Below are 19,661 nucleotides of genomic sequence, written 5' to 3' on the forward strand. Positions count from 1 at the left end.
TTTTAACAATTAAGGGAAATGTTAATAGAAGTTTACAAGGTGCATAAAGTCTGTTTAAATGATGATAAGAATATGGAACTTAGTACCGCGTAGCGAAACACTAGCTAGTCTAATTATTTTGGTTTAGCAAATTTGAAGAGATAAACTACGATTCATGCGTGCCAATGTTTGCTATCGCATAAAACAAGATAGCAATGTATGACACCTCATGCTTTAATTACATGGATACTTTTGATTGTATCAATGGGACGCTACACTTTTCAAAAATTAATATAGTATATAAAGCTCACAATTCAACACGGATTAGTTACTATTACAGTGACATGGTTAAGTAATATTTTATAAATCCAATTCGCTTTATTTTATCAAGGATGAAAATAATGATGTTTTTTAGTAAAACTCCTCTCCTAGCTGCAATTGTTGCCTTAAGTATGACGATGGTTGCCTGTTCAGACAACACGGCGACTGATACCAATGATAGCGCTACCACGGACAATACTGCTGCTTCAGTGGCGAGTGATAAGCTTGAAACCAAGTTTGTCACTATCGCAACAGGGGGCGCATCAGGTCCTTATAATATTATTGGCACCTCTTTAGCAGAAATCTACGCCAAAACCTTTGGCGTTAATGCTAAGACCCAAACCACGGGGGCGTCAGTAGAAAACGTCAATCTACTCACGCAAGGTAAAGTCGACATGGTGCTAGCACTTAGTGATGTCGTCACTAATGCGGTTGAAGGTACTGAAGACTTTAAAGAACCGATAACAAATATTCAACAAGTTGCCGTTCTATATCCAAATGTGATTCAGATAGTCGCTTCAGAAAAATCTGGTATCAAAAATATCGAAGATTTAAAAGGTAAGCGTATTGCGGTTGGTGATCAAGGTTCTGGAACGGAAGTCAATGCTCGGACGTTGTTAGAAGGTTTTGGTATCACTTATGATGATGTCAAAGTTGACTATCTAGGGTTTGCCGATGCAGCCGATGCGATGAAAGCGGGTAAGATTGAAGCGGCGTTTTTTAGTAGCGGCTTACCAAACTCTTCACTGTTAGAGCTAGAGCAGGGTATCAAATTGCAGCTGGTCACCATCAATCAAGATAAGCTTAAACAAATTATCGAAAACAAGCCTTACTTTAAGACGTTCGAGATTCCTGCTGGAACATATGGTAACGATGCCGCCATTCCAACGACTGCCGTGATGAATGCGTTGTTGATTCGTTCTGACATCTCTGAAGAGGATGGCTATAAACTGACCAAAGCGCTGTTTGAAAACTTGGATGGCCTAAAAAATGCCCACCAAGCAGCTAATGATATTAGCTTAGAGACTGCTCAAGAAGGAATGGTAGCTCCTATCCATCCAGGCGCTAAGAAATACTATGAAGAGCAATCAGCTAAGTAAACGCTTAAGTTTAACAGTCGGCGCAGCAGTGACTGCTGCGCTAGCGGTTTTAATATTCTGGGTAATTTTTACCCGCCAGTCTGTCATCGAGGTGCGCGTCGATGATGTTGCTGAATCTGATAAAAAAGTATGTTATTTCGTTGAGCCTAATTTTCAATTGCGCTGGATTCATTCTGTAGAAAAGCAATGGTGGGAGGAGCAATATGTTCGTGAGAATCAAGGTTTATTGCTAACCACTACTTATCTACAAGCTTTTGGGGCGGGAACCCCATCTACTGAAAATGTCGCTCCAATAAGAAAACCAGGCTATGTTGGCTATCAAATCAACGAAAGACTCCCCAGTCTTAACTGGGTTGTTTCAAGGCGCACTGAAGGTGAGATTGATTATGCAGGTCATCGTATTTTAATTCATCAATGGGTGCCTGATTATTCTGCAGTAACTATTACGCCCAAATCGTATAGTCTAATAGATAGATTTAATAAGGATTTTTGTCATGAACTCTCAAGTGATGGATCACAATAGCGGGACTACTGTCTCTAGCGATGAGGCTAAGTTGTCTAAGCAACCTGGCCTTCATGATAGCACTGATATCGATGACGACGTTGATCCTAACCTCACACAAGCAATACTAGAAAAGTACGACCGAGAGTCAATTACGCGTCATATCACTCAAGGGCCAGTAAAATATATTATCGCTGCGATTTGTATTTTATATTCACTTTTTCATCTATATATTACTTTTAATCCTATGCCATCATTGTTACAGCGTTCTGTGCATGTAGGTATTGGTTTTGCATTGATTTTTCTGATTTTTCCAGCCAGTAAGAAGAGTAGCCGCAAGCGGGTGGCTTGGTATGACTGGGTTTGGTTCGTGTTATCTTTATCTGGAATGGCATATCTTATCTATGAGTATCAAGATATTGTGACCTCACGTGGTGGCATCGCCAATCAAACGGATGTATTGTTCTCTATTATCACGGTGATTTGTGTACTCGAGGGCAGTAGGCGTATTACTGGTTGGATATTACCGATATTGGCGTCAATATTTTTGTTATATCCATTTATCAGCCATATGAATTTTATGCCTGACCGGCTACTCACTCGTCCTTATGATTTTGGCGATATTTTTGGTCAGTTATTCCTCAAAACCGAAGGCCTATATTCGGTTGCCATCGGTGCCTCAGTTACGTTTATCTTTTTATTCATCCTCTTTGGCGCATTTTTAGCGCGTTCAGGCATGGGTCAGCTATTTAATGATTTGGCATTAGCGCTGGCAGGCGATAAAAAAGGCGGCCCTGCTAAAGTGGCTGTCATCTCAAGTGGCTTTATGGGCAGTATCAATGGATCTGCCTTATCAAACGTAGTCAGTACCGGCGCGTTTACTATCCCATTGATGAAAAAGGTTGGTTATCATAAAGATTTTGCGGGTGCTGTAGAGGCAAGTGCATCAGTCGGTGGTCAAATATTGCCGCCAATTATGGGTGCTAGTGCTTTTATCATGGCCGAGACCACAGGTCTACCGTATAGCACTATTGCTTTGGCAGCATTGTTACCTGCTATCTTGTATTATTTAGGCGTCATCGCGCAGGTGCATTTTCGCGCAGGCCGCCGAGACTTAAAAGGTATGGCAAAAGAGAGTTTGCCGCAAGTAAAAGAAGTATTAAAAGCGCGCGGACATATGCTGCTACCCATTGTGTTTTTGATTTTTTTATTGATTAAGAATGTACCGGTAGGGTATGCCGCTGCCTATACCATTGGCTTTACTGTTGTCATCAGTATGCTGCGAGCTGAGACGCGCATGAGTTTTAAGGACATTTTGGGCGCGCTAGAAGACGGTGCGCGCCAGTCGTTAGCGGTCATGGCGGCCTGTGCGGTCGTAGGGATTATTATTGGGGTAGTCAGCTTAACGAGCTTTGGTACGGTGATGACCTCTTCGATTGTCACTTTAGGAGCAGGCTCATTATTGCTCACCTTGATTTTAACCATGCTGGCGTCGATGGTTTTAGGAATGGGATTACCATCGATTCCTGCATATATTATTACGGCAACGATGGCGGCGCCCGCATTAGCAGGATTCAATATTCCTATTTTGGCGGCGCATATGTTTGTGTTCTATTTTGGCGTATTTGCCAATATTACTCCGCCGGTCTGTTTGGCAGCCTTTGCTGGCGCTGGTATCTCTGGTGGCGATCCTATGAAAACAGGGTTTCTGTCGTTAAAGTTGGCACTGGCTGGATTTATCGTTCCATTTATGTTTATTTATAATCCTGCAATGTTGATGATTGACCCGACAGGTCTTGCGGTTACGGCAAAAGAATTCCCATTGCCCCCAATCATCGATATTGTTATGGCCGTTGTGACGTCTGTGATTGGTGTGATTGGCCTTAGTGCGGCGTTAGAAGGGTATTTTAAAGGCAGTATGAATACAATCACGCGCATCATTTTGGCAATTGGTGCTTTACTGCTGATTTATCCGGGTCTTATCACAGGTTTGATAGGCGGTGTCATCATCCTTGGTATCGCGTTGTTAAATATGAAAAACAGTAAAACAGCAGTCCAACCTCTAAATGTTTGACGTTATTTAGGGATTAAGTGTATAAGCATAAAAAAAGGGCGAATAGTAACTATCTACTATTCGCCCTTTATATGTTTTAAGATTCGTCATCCTACTTTGGTATCGTGACGAATATTACTTAGCAGCCAAGCTTACCTTCTGCTTCAAGCGCTTTTTTGCTACGAATTGGTGCTGGGCAATCTTCACCATAGTATTGACGATCGGCAAAGTAGCTTGAGCGTACCATTGGGCCGGCCCAAATGCTAAAGAAACCAATCTTTTTACCATAGTCCATATAACGCTGGAATTCGTCTGGATGTACGTAACGATCAACTGGCGCATGGTCTTTACTGGGTTGCAGGTACTGACCGATGGTAATCATATCGACGTCATGGGCTTTTAAATCATCAAGCAGCGCATAAATTTCTTCTTCGGTCTCACCAAGTCCAACCATAAAACCGCATTTAGTGGCGATATCAGGACGGCGCTCTTTATAGAGCTTGAGCAAGTCTAATGAATGCTGATAGTCAGAGCCTGGACGGAAGGCTTTATACAGACGCGGCACGGTTTCGATATTGTGGTTAAACACATCTGGCGCGGTTTCAGTCAATAAATCTAAGGCTATTTCCATACGCCCACGGAAATCTGGCACTAGTATTTCAATCAAGCAATTTGGGCTTAGCGCGCGCGATTCATTGAGAACTTCAACGAAATGTCCAGCACCGCCGTCTTTTAAATCATCGCGGTCAACTGAAGTAATCACTGCGTATTTCAGACCTAGACCTTGAATGGTCTCAGCGGTATGGCGTGGCTCGTCTTTGTCCAATTCATTTGGACGACCATGACCGACATCACAAAACGGGCAGCGACGGGTACAGATATCACCCATAATCATAAAGGTTGCCGTACCATCAGCGAAGCACTGCGGCAGATTCGGGCAAGCTGCTTCTTCACAGACGGTATAAAGCTTTTGCTCACGCAGAGTGGCTTTGATACGCGCTACTTCCGCAGGTGACGACATTTTAACCCGAATCCAATCAGGCTTTTTCTTTGCCTCGACGGTCGGAATCACTTTAATTGGGATGCGCGCTACCTTGTCGTAGCCACGTAGCTTTTCGCCTTGGATGGCTTTTTTCGGTTTTGCACGGGCAGCGGGGACGTGGGTTTGTACGGCGTTTGTCATAATCAAATGTTCTCTTAACCCTTGATAAGATAAGGGTTTTTGGCATTATTAGAATGTTTTATGAATGCAGCTATTATAGCAGATAATGGCTAAAGGTTTTTTGGGCAATCTTGTTAAGACAATCAAAAAAACTACTAGCGCTAAATAGGGTTTTATCACTAATAAGACTACTATGAAGCGCACCTTTACCCTAGTTTTATTTATTGATATCAATGTCCATGTCATTTAGCACATCTATGGCTGCGCGAAACGCTTCTTGGGTAGCAGGTGCACCGCAATAAGGCAGGCTATGCATCAACACCTCTCGGATTTCAGCGACGCTGGCGCCATTATTAATTGCCCCGCGGATATGACCTTTTAGCTCAGCAGGGCTTTTTTGCGCAATCAAAAACGCCATGGTAATTAAGGAGCGATATTTGCGCGGTAGTATGGTGTCGTCTTGCCACGTGCTGCCCCAAGCATGTTCGATAATCCAGTCTTGCAGTGGCTGGGTAAATGGGGTCGCCGAATCGAGCGAGCGTTTGACATGTTGCTCGCCCATCACTTCGGTACGAACTTTTAGACCGTTTTGATAGTTGGCATTATCGTCCATTTTATTATCCTTAATATTTATTGGTAAAGTGTGTTTTATCAAGTCGCATATAAAAATTCGCTGACGTAAGACATCTGATCGGTTTTGAGGTTGTCAGAGTATAGCAGGCACAGGGTTTTTATTTAACCGCGTCAATCATATTGGTTATGGCACTATTTTTATAATAAATGTCCAATATGGCGTTATTCTGCGCCTTTTCGCGCCTCAGCCATTAACATTTTGAGCGTTTTGAGCTATGATTGCACGGATAATTATTCAATGCAGTACATCGATGTAGGCTGTCATCCTGACTACTCACGTGATGTACTGGTCACCAACCGACGAGGACGACTATTGTGTTAGAAGCTTATCGTAAACATGTCGCAGAACGTGCTGAGCTAGGGACTGTACCACTTCCATTAAATGAGAAGCAGGTAGCAGAATTGGTAGAGCTACTTAAAAACCCACCAGCGGGCGAAGATGCGTTCTTGATGGACTTGTTAGAAAACCGTATTCCTGCCGGTGTTGACCAAGCCGCTTATGTTAAAGCTGCATTTTTAGCTGCTATTGTTAAAGGCGAAGCGACTTCACCACTTATCAGCAAGAAAAAAGCCGTTGAAATCTTAGGTACCATGCAAGGTGGTTACAACGTTCAGCCATTGGTTGCAGCATTAGACGACGCGGAAGTCGCACAAGAAGCTGCTGATGCGTTAAAGAAAACATTACTCGTATTTGACGCGTTTAATGACGTGACCGAAAAAGCCGAAGCTGGCAATGCTATTGCTAAAGAAGTGGTGCAATCTTGGGCTGACGCGGAGTGGTTCTTAAGCCGTCCTGAAGTGCCAGAGAAAACCACTTATACCACCTTTAAAGTCACTGGCGAAACCAACACCGATGACTTGTCACCAGCCCAAGACGCGTGGAGCCGCCCCGACATTCCATTGCATTCATTAGCCATGCACAAAAACTCTCGCGACGGCATCTTTGCTGACGAAGAGGGCGTTGTTGGTCCAATGAAGCAAATCGAAGCGTTAAAAGAAAAAGGTCATCCACTTGCCTATGTTGGCGACGTGGTCGGTACCGGCTCTAGCCGTAAGTCTGCAACCAACTCGGTACTTTGGCTAATGGGCGAAGACATTCCGAACGTACCAAACAAGCGTGGTGGCGGTTTGGTGCTTGGTAACAATATCGCTCCTATCTTCTTTAACACCATGGAAGATTCTGGCGCCTTGCCAATCGAAAAAGTTGCCGTTGATAACCTAAACATGGGCGATGTATTTGACATCTATCCGTATGAAGGTAAAATCACTAAGCACGACTCTGACGAAGTATTGTCAACCTTTACGCTAAGCTCGCCAACCTTGCTTGACGAAGTGCGCGCAGGCGGCCGTATTCCATTAATCGTTGGTCGTGGTTTGACCAATCGTGCTCGTGAATATATGGGTCTTGGTCATTCAGACGTATTTGCTAAGCCAGAAGAGCCAGCTGATACCGGTAAAGGCTTTACCCTTGCGCAAAAAATGGTTGGTAAAGCTTGTGGTCTAGAAGGCGTACGTCCTGGTATGTACTGTGAGCCAAAAATGACTACCGTAGGAAGTCAGGATACCACTGGTCCGATGACTCGTGACGAGCTAAAAGATTTGGCTTGCCTAGGCTTCCAAGCCGACCTAGTGATGCAGTCGTTCTGTCATACCGCTGCTTATCCAAAGCCAGTTGACGTTGAAACTCAGCACACACTACCTGATTTTATCATGAACCGTGGCGGCGTCAGCTTACGTCCTGGTGATGGTATCATTCACTCGTGGCTTAACCGTATGCTACTTCCAGATACCGTTGGTACTGGTGGTGACTCGCATACGCGTTTCCCAATGGGTATCTCGTTCCCAGCCGGTTCTGGTTTGGTTGCATTCGCAGCAGCAACTGGTGTGATGCCACTTGATATGCCTGAGTCTGTTCGTGTGCGCTTTGTTGGCGAACGTCAACCTGGTATCACGCTACGTGACTTGGTCCATGCGATTCCTTATCAAGCGATCAAAGAAGGTTATTTGACCGTTGATAAGAAAGGTAAAATCAACGAGTTTAACGGTCGTATTTTAGAGATCGAAGGTCTAGAAGACCTAACCGCTGAGCAAGCGTTTGAATTGTCTGATGCGTCAGCTGAGCGTAGTGCTGCTGGTTGTACCATTACTTTGTCTGAAGAATCAGTGACTGAGTACCTAAACTCAAACATCACCTTGCTTAAGTGGATGATTTCAGAAGGCTATGGCGATGCGCGTACCATCAGCCGCCGCGTTGAGCAAATGCAAGAATGGCTAGCGAACCCAAGCCTCATGCGTGCTGACGAAGATGCAGAATACGCCATCGACATGACTATCGATATGAGCGAGATCAAAGAGCCGATTCTATGCTGCCCGAACGATCCAGACGATGCTAAGACATTGGCTGACGTCGCTGGTGATACCATTGATGAAGTATTCATTGGTTCATGTATGACCAACATTGGTCACTTCCGTGCTGCGGGTAAACTGCTACAAGACGTACCAGCGGGAAGCCTCAAAACTCGTCTATGGATTGCGCCACCAACCAAAATGGATGCGCGTCAGTTGATGGAAGAAGGTTATTACAACATCTACGCTCAAGCCGGCGCTCGTACTGAAATGCCAGGTTGTTCACTATGTATGGGTAACCAAGCACGTATCGCACCGAAATCTACGGCGGTATCAACGTCTACCCGTAACTTCCCGAACCGTCTAGGTCAAGGCGCAAACGTCTATCTAGCGTCTGCAGAACTTGCTGCAGTAGCGGCGGTACTTGGTAAATTGCCAACCAACGACGAATACCAGCAATACGCTGGCATGCTAAACAGCATGGGTGATGAAGTTTATAAATACATGAACTTCGACCGTATGGAAGATTACACTGAAGAAGCAGACAAAATTAACGTGGCTCAGTTGACCTAGTTTTTCATTCGAAAGCTTTTTAATCTTTTGAAAACAAACCCCGTATCATGATGATGCGGGGTTTTTTACATGTTTGAAAAATATGAATAATGGTTTGCAAACTTTTATTGAGTGCTTATAATCAAAGTCGTTGATTAAATGTTTTAGTTGGCGACTCTACCGTTAAAGGTGAGTGATAATAAATCCTATGGAAAATAAAAATATGCTTGATAAAGTAACGCCGCCACCTTTACCAAATTCTGGGATGGTTAATAATCATAGTGCTGAGGCAAACTATGGCATTATGGACTGGTTTAAAAAAGGTCTAAGGAATTATGCCAATTTCTCTGGACGTGCTCGGCGTAAAGAGTATTGGTATTTCGTATTGGTGCAAATGGGATTGGTCATCATAGCGATGATTTTAGATGCGATTATCTTCAATTCAGAAATAGGGTTATTTTATATTGTTGTAGCGCTTGGTTTGTTCTTGCCGGGCTTAGCAGTGACTATTCGCAGATTGCATGATACTAGCCGTTCAGGATGGTGGTTTTTGATATCTATTTTGCCATTGATAGGCTCTATTATCTTACTGGTATTTTTAGCGAGCGATACCAAGCTTGAAACCAATCAATGGGGTCCGCCAGAAAAATAAGCTGCGACTGGTTTCTCTCATTATCTTATGTATAATATAGGGGCAGGCGGAATCCGTGGCTCTGCAATTTTTCTCATTTCTATCTCGGGACGGACCGATACTTTACTAAGCAACTTTTTGTTTATACTTAAGTGCTAAGTGTTTTGGAGTCTTGGTTGATTACTTTATCCCCACTCAAACGTCGTATTGTCTATGTGACCATCTTTGAAATTATCGCTATTATTGCTTCTACCTTTGTACTAATGAAACTTAGTGGTAGCGATGCGGCAGAGTCGTTACCCGTTGCGGTGATGGTGTCATTAGCCGCTGTGATTTGGAACTTTTTATACAATACTGCTTTTGAAGCGTGGGAGCGGCGCAAGCAGGTTAAAAAGCGTACCTTATTAATCCGCAGCGCTCATGCGATAGGGTTTGAAGGCGGTCTAGTATTGATTTGCCTACCGCTATATATGATTTGGTATGACGTTGGTTTAATTAAAGCCTTTATGATGGAGGCGGCGTTACTGCTATTTTTCTTGGTTTATACCTTTGTATTTACCTTAGGTTTTGACAAGATATTCACCTTACCGCGTTACGATAAGAGCGCTTCTGCTTCTTCATAAATACAGAGATGAATCGTATTAAATGACTCAAAAAAGGCTGCTATTAGATTAGGCAGCCTTTTTGTTGATCGTGTAAAAATTAGCGTTATAAACTTTTATTTACCTTGATAAACGGGCTTACGTTTTTCCATAAAGGCAGTGATACCTTCAGCAAAGTCAGCGGTTTTTGCCATCATAGTTTGTTGGTCAACTTCCATATCGAGTGCTTCATTTAAGCCTGAAAAAGCATGTACGTTAATCATATGCTTCATCGAAGCCAGTGCCTTGCCCGGTAAATTACTTAGGCGCGTTGCCAATGCTAGTACGCTGGCGTCAAGCTCATCTATGCTCACGACACTATTGACTAAGTTTAGACGCGCGACATCTTCGCTAGTGAGTTTTTCACCCAGCATCACAAGCTCAGTCGTTTTCGCCGCGCCAATCAATTGATTGAGTAAGTAAATGCCGCCCGCATCAGGAATCAAACCGATATTAACAAACGCTTGCACGAATTTGGCGCTATCAGCGGCAATACGGAAATCACAGGTTAATGCCAAGTTCATCCCAGCACCCGCGACGGCACCTTCTAATTTGGCTATAATGGGTTTATGAATATTACGCAACTTTAAGCTCACTTCTGCCACTTCTCTGAGCATAAAATCAAGCTTTGCCACGAGTGCTTCAGACTCCATACCATTCTCTAACATCTCACCGATATGACCGCCACTAGAGAAATTATTGTTTGATCCTTGCAGCACGATCACGCGTACGTCGGTATCTTGATCAGCTTTGTCAAGCGCATCCATAACCGCGCCTTTTAATGGTGTGCTAAAGGCATTTAGCGTCTTAGGGTCATTCATGGTAATGGTGGCAATATGGTTTTCGCTGTGATATTCGACCAAAGGTTGTGACATGGTTGGTTTCCTTAGTAAGAAGTTCTAGATAAGCATTGCGGATAACAATGGACGTTATAATGGACAAGGTGTAACAAGTCATGCAAGCTGATTACTATAGCAGCTTGTTATGATTATAAAAGCGAGTTTTGTGGGCGCTAAAGGCACGGACATAAATATTTGAGTTTTTTTATTTTGTTATATATTTGTTTTAATAAATATATACGATCTGCCTACAAAAATAACGCTATGAAGTATTTGCTTGGTGCATTATGCTAAACATCAGTAGTGTTAAGGATTTCGTTAACCAAACAAGCAATCAATAAGCAACAAACAAGGAAGTAATTATGCCAGTGATAAATGTGAATAACGTTGATATTTATTATGAAGACAGCGCGCCGGATGATAAGCAAAAACCAGTGATGGTCTTTGCCCATGGGCTGCTGTGGAATACGCGGATGTATGATAAGCAGGTGGAGTACTTTAAATATGGCTGCCGCTGTATTACATTTGATTTTCGTGGACAAGGTCAGTCGGAGATGAGCAAATCGGGCTATGATATGGAGACGCTGACCGAAGATACGCTAGCGTTATTGGATGCGCTTAAGATTGATAAATGCCATTTTTTAGGGTTATCGATGGGTGGTTTTGTCGCTCAGCGTATCGCGCTCAAACGTCCGGAGCTACTGTTATCGCTGACCTTACTTGAAACGTCAGCAGACCCTGAAGACCCAAAAAACGTCCCGCAGTATCGCAAATTGATGAAGGCTATCCGCTGGCTGGGTATGAAACGCGTCAGTCAAAAAGTCATGCCTATTATGTTTGGCAGTAGCTTTTTGAACGATAAGTCGCGTAAGGCTGACCGTAGAGCGTGGCTCACGATGTTACAAGGCAATCGTAAAGGTGGCGTCGTAAAGGCGACCACAGGTGTCATTGAACGCTCGGGTACTTACGATCAGCTAGGCGAGATTAGCACGCCGACATTGATTATCGTTGGCGATGAAGATGTGGCAACGCCTTATTCAAAAGCGGAGCGCATGCATTTTGCTATTAAAGGCTCAAAGCTTGCAGTTATTAAAGGCGCTGGACATACAGCGACGGTAGAAGAGCCTGAGCAAGTAAATAAAGTGATTAATACCTTTTTAGCCAACTGTGTCTAACTTTGAGCGAGACTGGAACCAGTTTTGAATCAGACATAGCAATTAATAAAGTGTTTATACGAAAAAAGCCGTTATTTTAAATAGGATAACGGCTTTTTCATTGAAACCATTTAACAGATTAACGTTAAAGCGGCAGTTTTAAAAACATACGATAAAGGAATCAGGCTAATGTCTTTATTTATAAGCGGGTCGTATAGTCGCTATTAATATCATCAAGAGTACCAAAAACCTCAGCGCGATTGACTATTTCGGTGGCCCATGCACGGTGCGTGGCAGGCTCAAGCATGGTATCGTTATATTTAAAGACCGCCTTTGCCTCGCTATGCAAGATTGCCTGCGCTTCATCCAAGGTACTTAAAGGCACGCAATACGCTTGCTGTACCAAAGCAATCTGGCTTGGGTGAATGACCGTTTTGCCGACCAGTCCTAAGTTTACATCATGCATCAGCTCTTTCATAAACAGCGTTGGTTGCTCTAAGTATTCAAATACTGGCGCGGTAAGATAAAAACCATGCGGTACAAAGCAGCCAAGCAGCTGATAGGCGAGCGTACCAATCGGAGTGTCATAGACGATGCTGTTTTTAGGACGGCGTAAACGCAGCGCTGCAAATAAGTCATTACCACCGATACGCAGGGCAAAAAGGGGTTGGCTAAAGGCTTCTTTAAAGCCAATCGCCAACTCTTGATTGTGATGCGGGTTAAAGAGCGCTGCCGTCTCAAGCGTCGGCATCAATAGTTGCTCAGTGCTTAAATTCTGAGACGCCATGCGCCAATTAGACAAGCTATACATATCAACTTTTGGCATCACAAAACCGTCGACCAAATCAATATGAGCAAAATCTGCCAGCTGCTCTAGCATCGCCGGATGACGCGGGCGAATAAATACTAACGGTCTGGTTGGTTGAGCAGTTTGCGCTTTTGATTGAATGTTCTCTTTTTTTGCAGGGTCATTGATACTATCGACATGCGCCGCCCACGTATGTAGCAGCGTTTGCAGGCGTATGAGCGCCAGCTCAACATCGCCATGGCTGACTGCATCTTCTAAGCAGATAATAATACTGTTAATGGTCGGTAATTTTTCACGCGTAATGACCTGCCAAATATCTTGCCGCGTCGCAGGCATGTAAAGACTGGCACCCAACTGATACGGATGATGGGTAAGCGGCTTAAGCATCGCATGACGCTCAGTAATCAGGTGGGCGTAAGACTGACTGTTGTTATAAAGGTTGGACTCGTTGTGCGGTATATCGGACATAGTTGGCATCGTAAATAGTGATAAATGAATGGTTTATAGAGGGAAGTTCATAGCGTGACGTATGATAAAAACAGCGCTGCTGATGCAGTATTGATGCATTTCTTTCGCAAGACATCATTATATCAGGGCATCAATACATTAATAAATCATGGACGGTTTGTTGACCGCTCCTTGATCAGTGTAATCGCTTGATAGGGGAGTATTTTAGCACCTAATACCGTGATATTGATATCGCGCTCGCTACATAAATGGCGCAATAACACCGTATCAGGGTGATCGGCGGTGGCCAGCAAGATGCGCTCAGGATCACGGCGTAATATCGCCCGTGTCGCCTCTGCAATGGTCGGCTTAATACGGTTGCGATTGCTAATGTCATACTCTGCTGCCAGCATATCGATTAAATCCGCCGTCTGATAGCGAGGTTGCTCAAACGTTTGCAAGTATTGTGGAGATGTAGACAATGAACGCCGCGTGCTATCAATATGATCAACAAAGGCTAGGCTATGGTCTACCGCAACCAAGTTATCATAAAAGACGCTACGATGTAGCCCCGATTGCGGCTCGGTATATAAACTGCGTGATATCAGCCCAGATACGGTGCTGTTTAATAAACCTGATGGAATCAGCCAATCTTCCTCACTTGCCGCCAACCAAGCAACGCCTGCGGGGTCAGCAAGGGTCAGTAGCGGAATAACATTCTCACCTTGATGGAAAATATTGGCAAAATTTGGATGATTAGGGTCACTAAAGGCGTCTAAGCTGCGAGCCAGCTCTTGATAAATTGCCCCTTTGCCTGTCCAGCCATCGACAAATATGATGGGACTTTCTGGATGAGCATCCAATATCATCTGCAGCGCAACGGTATCAAGTCCGCGATCGCGAATGATACTGATACCATAATGCACACTTGGCAGTGCATAGCTGCTATTAGCATCTGACTTTTCATTGTCTAATAGGGCACGTTGTAATAATACGCCAACTGGTAAACCTGCGCGTACCAAGCTGACTAATATTAATGGACGTTCAGTACTTACCGTTTGCTGAAAAATATGATGTAGCGTATAAGCCAAGTTAACAATATCTGTCGCGGTTCTCGTGGTACCTTGCGCTAATGCCTGCTGATACAATTGCTCATGCATGGCAGTTGGCGCATTCTCTAAGGTTAACATATCTGAATAATGGCGCTGACCGCTTTGGATCAGCGCTTCTTTTTGGCTGACGGGTACATCAGCAACCGCGTCTTTATCAACGATATCAAGCAGTACGGTCACATCGCTGGCAAGGTAGCTGCCTGAGCCGTATTTCTTTAGTTTTTGAATATTTGAAGTCATCATAAAAGGTGTTTGCTCGTATAAGCGGCTGTCGTTACTATACTTATTGATATTTGAGAGTTGTTGAAAGCCGAGAACTATTAAGAACTAAAACTGTCGTGTAGCTGACCATGATTGGGCATGCCGTACCAGTCCAGCAATTGCAAAAATGGTAAATCGGCCAAGCTATCACCAAAACCAAAGCTTGGACGCTGATGGTCTAAATGCTGGTCTAATAAGAACTGTACTGCATGGCGTTTATGAACCGCGTGCGGCAATATCGCCAGATTGTTCGCATTGACATGCACATAAAAATCTTGCTCAAAGTTACGTATTAACGTTGGTAACTTTTTAGCGAGCTCTACTAACGCTTGATGGTCCTTTTGCCCATGCTTAATAGCCAGGTAAATAGTCAATTTTTCATTAGCAGAACCATTATTAAAGTGATCGATATGCGGTGTAAATACCAGCTGGCTATTGTCATTTTTACTGTGATTGGCAAATAATTGGCTAAGCTGCTGCAATTTATCCTGTAGTGGTGCAAGCTGACTATGCATACGCTGTTGCCACTGAGCTTGTAGCGTGCCGTCTCTAGCAAGAATAATCGCACCGTGGGTTAAGACTTGCCAACTGTCAAAAGGCAGCTTAACGCGTTTGATTTCACCGCGATCGCGTGCGGTGACCACTATCAACTCAGTACTAGTAAGCAGCCAGTTAAAGAATACGGCTTGACGCTGACTCATAAAACTTAGTGGCTTACCTTGTTTATTAACGGTCGCGCAAACTAGATTTTCAGGTTCAGACGTTGGCAATTCCCATGCATCAATTTTACGTTGGGTTTGAAAAAGCGTATCGTCTAAATCCATCAGCGCGTAGGGTTTGATAATATCGGGATTGGCTTGAAAAAATGGGCTAGTCATAGTATTTGCCATAAAAGCGTGCGTAAGGGTTAAATGTGAGCATTAAAGCAGGATTTAAAGGATAGTTTTAATAGGACAGCTTTTATAAGATAGCCTTGGTAAGCTAGCTTTTATAAAACAGCTTAAAGCGTCGGACTCATCACCAACACATTATCCAAATCTTTCCACATCTCATCGACGCTATCCGCCGATGTTTCCACGCACAAGACAATCAAGTCCCAATCGCTAGGCTCAACATTATAAGCAAAGTTGGTCATACCAAGCCCATAGTTATCGCTAAAACTGAGCATCGTGGTAATCGCGCCCCCAAGGGCAATCGGCGAGCGGGTTAAAGCGCTAAACTTAACCGTAGCGTTTTGAGTTTGCGTCTCAAGCCATTCTGCCAATAAAAACGGCAACCAAACAAACTCATTACTGCCCAATACTAAAATCCGCTGTGGCAACTGTTCTTTATCAAACTGTTCTTTCTCAAACGAGGCTTTTTCAGATTGGGCTTGCTGATTAAAAAGGTTAAATGCTGCTTGAAACTTCGTAAGATAAAAAGCAAAACCATCGGTGCTGTCTAAGGTTGGGAATCGTCCCCAGTTGCCAGTATCGCCTAGCGCATAACTGCCAGCCTCAGTGGTATCGACCGATGGCATCGTAATGGATTCAGGGTTGGTCGCATCCGTCCATTGCCACGCGCCAGATAGTAGGTGATGACGATGAAAGTCAATATTAGGCAAACGTGCAGATATGTTGTCATCTACGTCAGCTTGAGCTCGGTTCTGATTTAGCGACCAATCCACCAAAGTGGTTAGATGCACTTGTTCTAATTCGGTCAGTCCTGCGTTACGAAGGGCGGTGACGACATTGACGCAAGTATTGCCCGTTGACGCTTCATCATCCACCATAATCAAGGTTTTGCTCGCTAGTAGCTGCGCTTGGGTTACTGTATCTGCACTTTGATAAATTAAGTGCTGGCTGGCATGACTGTGATCTTCGCTAAAAGTCGTTAGCAAGGTTTCAGTATTATCCTTGTTATGTTGTGAATGACGGGTTGAGTTGAGCAATAAAGCGTTTGGATAGCGAGTTTGTAGCGCTTGGTGTACGCCAGCAGATAAGCCAACGGCAGTCTCTGCCATACCGATGACCAAAATGGGTTCAGGCAAATCATCTGGTACTAAGTTTGCCAAATCCGTAAAAGCATGACGCATGGTGCTAGGCGCGACTGGAATATGGCGACCTAAGACTTTTGAGACAAACAAAAACGCGCGTTTTGGATTGATACGCTGCGCAAATCCAAGCAAGTCTTCTAGCTCGTAGTTTTTACTGTCACCGCTAAAATTGGTTTGATAAGTTAAATCAAGAGTGCCGCGTGGTAGGGTGATGGTCGTACTGTGTTGCTTATTTGGCATTTATTTTCCTTCGGTCTTGCAATTTGTTAATCGTTATTTTTACTTACTCGCTAGCATTTTCTGCTTCAATCTTTACGCTAACCATAATTGAGCGTACTTGGCAGGGAATGATTTGCTGTGCAATATCCACAAGCTTTGGCTTAGCGGTTAAGCCAAGCCAATAGCCAAATGCAATTTGGGTCAAATCGAGCCCGCTATGGGTGGTGTAACCGATGCCACCAGAGGGGCGGCTATTAATCTCAAGTACGCGGTGCTGACCGTCATCATCGGCTTTGGTTTGTACGCTAACGATGCCATCACAGCCAAACACTTTAATCAGTGGAATAATCACATCCATGACCGCTTGCTCGTAGCCGATATGCTGGATTTTACCCGTTTTATAACGAGTAACAGCCGCCAATACTTCGCCGTATTCACAGACGACATCGATAGAGTACTCTTGCCCTGATAAATATGGCATCAGCAACATAGGAATTGGGCGCTCGTGCACCATCAGACTGTTTGCATAGGCATTGATAAATTGCGTGGTATTGATTTTTTTCTCTTCGGTAAAGTATAAATGTTCAAAGCTATCGTATCGTGCGTCAGCTTCCTTGTCGGTATCCAGTCGCCAAAACCCTTGAGCGAAAATACCAGTGACCGGTTTGACGCATAAAGGCTGATGACCGTGCCTAGCAAGGAGTGATTCAAGCTCTGCGACATTATCAAAGCGCCACGCTTCGGCGACGGGAATATCATGCTCATGACACTGCTGCATAAAGGCAAACTTATCATCTATCGCTTCTAACGCCGCCACACTTGTCGCGCCAGTCAATAAACGAATACCCGCCGCGTCAAATGCTTCCCGCTGCGCTTCATAATCAATGCCATTGCGCCCCGTGAGTAGCACTTTAACGTTGTTATTTTTGGCTTTCTCTAAGACAAACTGCCAACGCGGCATTACTGGCTCAGCAGACTCAAGCTCTGCTTGCTCATCGCTATCTGTGGCACTTGCAGACGGCTCAATATATACGCTATCGGCAAATTCAAAAATCTCAGGTCTATTATGACGGTGTGAAGCAATAATGTTAAATGGCGTCTCAGATTGGGCTTTTAATGCTTGTAGGCTGGCGAGCATATCACGCTGGCTTGATTGACCTTCAGCTAACCAAACGGCAGATGGCGTAGTAGACGTTGTATAAAGGCTTTTGTTAGCAGAAGTTTTCATGATTTTCTCAGCGTTACTAAAATTTATAGAGTGGAACAACTAGAATTGAGTTTTGAATAGGGTCGGTCGTTAAGCGCGTTATCATACTGCCTAAAATAGAGGCTATTATATACAAATGCTAAGCGCTATAAATACTACTGACAAAATAACGTTAAGGATTTGTAAAAATGTTTTTGCAGGCTTGTTAACGCCTTGTTGAACTGTGCCGTGCGCTGTAAAAATTAGCCATTATCCATGCTACTATAGGGCGATAGCCAACAGCACCCATATTAACAAATAATAAATAACCTAAGGGATAAATGATGAGTCAACCTCAACAACTGATTGCTGGTGCCAATGCGCCGCTGCCAACCGATAATATCAGCATCCGTATTTTAAGCCAAAGCGCCATCGATTGCGCCGCTTATCGCCTGACGACTAACGGTAAAGTACGCGGCGATGGCGACATGATATTTTATGGTCAAACGCGTAGCGATGATGGCAGTGTAAGTTTCCGTGGACATGATAGCGATGGATTTTTTGATATTAATTTACCTGCGCAGCCAGCGAGTATCGAGAAGATTGCCCTTGCGTTTTCTAGTGCGCAAACGCTTGCGCAAGTCGGTGATGTGGATATTCAGGTTCTACAAGGCAGCCAAGTGCTGATGACTTGCCAATTAGCTGCCGCCGGTCGTAATGAAAAAGCCATTATTTTAGCAGAGTGTTACCGTCGCCAGGGCAGTTGGAAATTCCGTTTTATCGCCCAAGGTTTTGAAGGTGGCTTAAAGCCGTTGTCTGAGCATTTCGGTGTTGAGATTGCCGATGAAGCGCCAGCTCAAGCTCAACCAATCAATACGCAAAAGCCAATCAACACGCAAAAAGCGGGTAGTGCGCCGCAAACAACTACGCCGCCGCCAATTCCTAGCGCTGCTCAAAATCCGTCAATTAATCTCAGTAAAATCACCTTAACCAAGAACCAATCTAGCATCAATCTAAAGAAACGCGATGATTTTGGTAAAATCTCTGTCAACCTTAACTGGAATCAGCGCCCAAATAGCGATAAATCAGCCCCCAAAAAAGGCTTGCTCGGCGATTTATTTAAACAGCATAAAGCGGGCGGTATTGACCTTGATGTCGGGGCGATGATTCATCTGAAAAATGGCGAAAAGACGCTGATTCAGGCCTTGGGCAATCGCTTTGGTAACTTACAATCAGCGCCTTATGTGTTGCTCCGTGCCGATGATAGAACCGGACAAGTCAGTGGCGGTGAGTGGCTCGATATCAACGGGCAACAGTGGTCGCAGATTGAAGAAGTCTTTATCTTTGCTTTTATTTACGAAGGCGTACCAAATTGGGCGCAAACCGATGGCGTTGTGACCATTCATGTGCCAGATCAGCCGCCGATTGAAACTCGTTTGACAGAAGGCACAGGTAACTTGCCCATGTGTGCGATTGCGCGTTTGGTCAATCAGCAAGGCAGTATTAACGTCGAACGTATCAATCAATATTTCCAAGGTCACCAAGAAATGGACAAAGCCTTTAATTGGGGCTTCAGCTGGAAGCGTGGGCGTAAATAAGTGCTTTAAGAGTATTATTTAATAAAAAAAGTCAGCCCGTCTATTATAAATAGACGGGCTGATTGCTTATAGATTACTAACA

16 protein-coding genes are annotated in these 19,661 nt (G+C 44.1%); 8 read left to right on the plus strand and 8 right to left on the minus strand.

Annotated elements, in window-relative coordinates; genetic code table 11:
• Positions 1-383 precede the first annotated feature (383 nt).
• Genes H9653_RS03780 through H9653_RS03790 form a run of 3 tightly spaced genes read left to right on the plus strand, consistent with a single transcriptional unit; the run spans position 384 to position 3,976 of the window.
• Entirely contained in the window at positions 384-1,400 is a 1,017-nt protein-coding gene (locus H9653_RS03780) for a TAXI family TRAP transporter solute-binding subunit (RefSeq protein ID WP_373429184.1), read from the plus strand.
• Entirely contained in the window at positions 1,378-1,923 is a 546-nt protein-coding gene (locus tag H9653_RS03785) for a DUF1850 domain-containing protein (protein ID WP_191690573.1), read from the plus strand. Before H9653_RS03780 ends, H9653_RS03785 begins: the two co-directional genes overlap by 23 nt.
• On the plus strand, positions 1,895-3,976 hold the full coding sequence (locus tag H9653_RS03790; protein ID WP_225211592.1) for a TRAP transporter permease: 2,082 nt from the start codon (positions 1,895-1,897) through the stop codon (positions 3,974-3,976). Before H9653_RS03785 ends, H9653_RS03790 begins: the two co-directional genes overlap by 29 nt.
• A gap of 118 nt (positions 3,977-4,094) precedes the next feature.
• On the opposite strand, the gene lipA is transcribed toward H9653_RS03790, so the two are convergent.
• Both lipA and H9653_RS03800 read right to left on the minus strand, forming a co-directional pair.
• Positions 4,095-5,138, minus strand: coding sequence for a lipoyl synthase (gene lipA / locus H9653_RS03795; RefSeq protein WP_144297152.1), 1,044 nt, complete (start codon positions 5,136-5,138; stop codon positions 4,095-4,097).
• 196 nt (positions 5,139-5,334) lie between these two features.
• The gene (locus H9653_RS03800) at positions 5,335-5,730 is read right to left on the minus strand and encodes a carboxymuconolactone decarboxylase family protein (protein WP_068406189.1); all 396 of its coding nucleotides are present in this window, start codon (positions 5,728-5,730) and stop codon (positions 5,335-5,337) included.
• Between the two features lie 335 nt (positions 5,731-6,065).
• On the opposite strand from H9653_RS03800, the gene acnB reads away from it, so the two are divergent.
• The 3 genes from acnB to H9653_RS03815 all read left to right on the plus strand — a co-directional run bounded on the left by acnB (position 6,066) and on the right by H9653_RS03815 (position 9,902).
• Positions 6,066-8,669: a bifunctional aconitate hydratase 2/2-methylisocitrate dehydratase gene (gene acnB / locus H9653_RS03805; protein ID WP_191690575.1), complete on the plus strand. Its 2,604-nt coding sequence runs from the start codon at positions 6,066-6,068 to the stop codon at positions 8,667-8,669.
• A gap of 187 nt (positions 8,670-8,856) precedes the next feature.
• Complete coding sequence (locus tag H9653_RS03810) at positions 8,857-9,300, plus strand: DUF805 domain-containing protein (RefSeq protein ID WP_225211593.1); 444 nt, start codon at positions 8,857-8,859, stop codon at positions 9,298-9,300.
• A 155-nt stretch (positions 9,301-9,455) separates the two neighbouring features.
• Positions 9,456-9,902, plus strand: a complete 447-nt coding sequence (locus H9653_RS03815) for a PACE efflux transporter (protein WP_191690578.1) — start codon at positions 9,456-9,458, stop codon at positions 9,900-9,902.
• Positions 9,903-9,997: 95 nt separating this feature from the next.
• Here the strand turns inward: H9653_RS03815 and H9653_RS03820 are convergent, their stop codons facing one another.
• Entirely contained in the window at positions 9,998-10,795 is a 798-nt protein-coding gene (locus H9653_RS03820) for an enoyl-CoA hydratase/isomerase family protein (RefSeq protein ID WP_191690580.1), read from the minus strand.
• A 326-nt stretch (positions 10,796-11,121) separates the two neighbouring features.
• On the opposite strand from H9653_RS03820, the gene H9653_RS03825 reads away from it, so the two are divergent.
• A complete protein-coding gene (locus tag H9653_RS03825; RefSeq protein ID WP_191690582.1) occupies positions 11,122-11,934 on the plus strand; it encodes an alpha/beta fold hydrolase in 813 nt (270 codons plus the stop codon).
• Positions 11,935-12,112: 178 nt separating this feature from the next.
• Here H9653_RS03825 and H9653_RS03830 read toward each other — a convergent pair whose 3' ends face one another.
• From H9653_RS03830 to H9653_RS03850, 5 genes are all read right to left on the minus strand, one after another.
• The gene (locus H9653_RS03830; RefSeq protein ID WP_191690584.1) at positions 12,113-13,189 is read right to left on the minus strand and encodes an HpcH/HpaI aldolase/citrate lyase family protein; all 1,077 of its coding nucleotides are present in this window, start codon (positions 13,187-13,189) and stop codon (positions 12,113-12,115) included.
• Positions 13,190-13,335: 146 nt separating this feature from the next.
• A complete protein-coding gene (locus H9653_RS03835) occupies positions 13,336-14,520 on the minus strand; it encodes a cysteine protease StiP domain-containing protein (protein WP_191690638.1) in 1,185 nt (394 codons plus the stop codon).
• An 80-nt stretch (positions 14,521-14,600) separates the two neighbouring features.
• Complete coding sequence (locus H9653_RS03840; protein WP_191690640.1) at positions 14,601-15,419, minus strand: HAD hydrolase family protein; 819 nt, start codon at positions 15,417-15,419, stop codon at positions 14,601-14,603.
• 122 nt (positions 15,420-15,541) lie between these two features.
• Positions 15,542-16,816 carry a phosphoribosyltransferase domain-containing protein gene (locus tag H9653_RS03845; RefSeq protein ID WP_191690586.1) on the minus strand — a complete coding sequence of 425 codons (1,275 nt, stop codon included), beginning with the start codon at positions 16,814-16,816 and terminating at the stop codon, positions 15,542-15,544.
• A 43-nt stretch (positions 16,817-16,859) separates the two neighbouring features.
• On the minus strand, positions 16,860-18,023 hold the full coding sequence (locus H9653_RS03850) for an ATP-grasp domain-containing protein (protein WP_191690588.1): 1,164 nt from the start codon (positions 18,021-18,023) through the stop codon (positions 16,860-16,862).
• A 302-nt stretch (positions 18,024-18,325) separates the two neighbouring features.
• Here H9653_RS03850 and H9653_RS03855 point away from each other — a divergent pair, with 302 nt between their 5' ends.
• Complete coding sequence (locus H9653_RS03855; RefSeq protein ID WP_191690590.1) at positions 18,326-19,579, plus strand: TerD family protein; 1,254 nt, start codon at positions 18,326-18,328, stop codon at positions 19,577-19,579.
• Positions 19,580-19,661 lie beyond the last annotated feature (82 nt).

It is taken from the genome of Psychrobacter communis, from assembly GCF_014836505.1.
Lineage (GTDB): Bacteria > Pseudomonadota > Gammaproteobacteria > Pseudomonadales > Moraxellaceae > Psychrobacter > Psychrobacter faecalis.